1 protein-coding gene is annotated in these 1552 nt (G+C 68.5%); it reads left to right on the top strand.

Annotated features, from left to right (window positions below; genetic code table 11):
- The first annotated feature begins 266 nt into the window (after positions 1-266).
- A complete protein-coding gene (locus AB0M70_RS42115) occupies positions 267-1484 on the top strand; it encodes an IS110 family transposase (RefSeq protein WP_365829167.1) in 1218 nt (405 codons plus the stop codon).
- Positions 1485-1552 lie beyond the last annotated feature (68 nt).

Here is a 1552-nt window from a genome sequence, read left to right on the forward strand (position 1 = left end):
GCCCCCGTTATGTTTTCCGCGGCTCCGCAACGGGGTCGCTGGCTTCCGGGCCCGGCATGACTGTGTCCCCCTGTCGAAGGCATGACCTGGGGGGTGGTGTCACCAGGTCCGGAAGGTGTTCGTCGGAGACGCTGATCAGAGGTCCGGCCACCGCCCGGTCCGGCGCAATGCCGGACAGCACGCGGGCGGCAGGTCTGCATAACGTGGATGCGCGAGTACGACACCCGAGTCGAGGCCAGCACCGTCAACACCCCTGAAAGGGCGCGATGTTCGAGATCGAAGACGTGGGCGTGTTCCTCGGCCTGGACGTCGGCAAGTCCGCTCACCACGGCCACGGTCTCACCCCGGCCGGGAAGAAGGTCTTCGACAAGCCGCTGCCCAACAGCGAACCGAAACTGCGGGCCGTCTTCGACAAACTCGCCGCGAAGTTCGGCACCGTCCTGGTGATCGTGGACCAGCCCGCCTCGATCGGCGCCCTGCCCCTGACCGTCGCCCGCGACGCCGGCTGCCAGGTCGCCTACCTGCCCGGTCTGGCCATGCGCCGCATCGCCGACCTCTACCCCGGCGAGGCCAAGACCGACGCCAAGGACGCCGCCGTGATCGCGGATGCTGCACGGACGATGCCGCACACCCTGCGCTCGCTGGAACTGACCGACGAGATCACGGCCGAACTGACCGTGCTGACCGGCTTCGACCAGGATCTGGCCACCGAGGCCACCCGCACCTCCAACCGGATACGCGGCCTGCTCACCCAGTTCCACCCCAGCCTGGAACGCGTCCTGGGACCTCGGCTCGACCACCAGGCCGTCACCTGGCTGCTGGAACGCTACGGATCCCCAGCCGCCCTGCGAAAAGCCGGCCGCCGCAGACTCGTCGAGCTGATCCGCCCCAAGGCCCCGCGCATGGCCCAGAGGCTGATCGACGACGTCTTCGACGCACTGGACGAGCAGACCGTCGTGGTCCCGGGCACCGGCACTCTCGACATCGTCATCCCCTCCCTGGCCGCGTCCCTGACCGCCGTCCACACCCAGCGCCGGGCGATGGAAACCCAGATCAACGCCCTGCTGGAGGCCCACCCTCTTTCGCAGGTCCTGACGTCGATGCCCGGCGTCGGCGTCAGGACCGCCGCCGTCCTGCTGGTCACCGTCGGCGACGCAACCAGCTTCCCCACCCCCGGCCACCTCGCCTCCTACGCCGGCCTCGCACCGACGACAAAGTCGTCGGGCACCTCGATCCACGGCGAACACGCACCCAGAGGCGGCAACCGGCAGCTCAAACGTGCCATGTTCCTCTCCGCCTTCGCCTGCATGAACGCCGATCCAGCCTCCCGCGCCTACTACGACAAGCAACGAGCCCGCGGCAAGACCCACACTCAAGCCCTCCTCCGCCTCGCCCGACAGCGCATCAGCGTGCTCTTCGCGATGCTCCGCGACGGCACCTTCTACGAATCCCGGACGCCGAGAAGCGTCGAGCTCGCCGCGTGACCCCAGCAATACCGAACCACCCCAAACCCGACAGGGGTGCCTTGACGAACGACATAGAGGCACCCCCC

The organism is Streptomyces sp. NPDC051214, assembly GCF_040682375.1.
GTDB lineage: Bacteria > Actinomycetota > Actinomycetes > Streptomycetales > Streptomycetaceae > Streptomyces.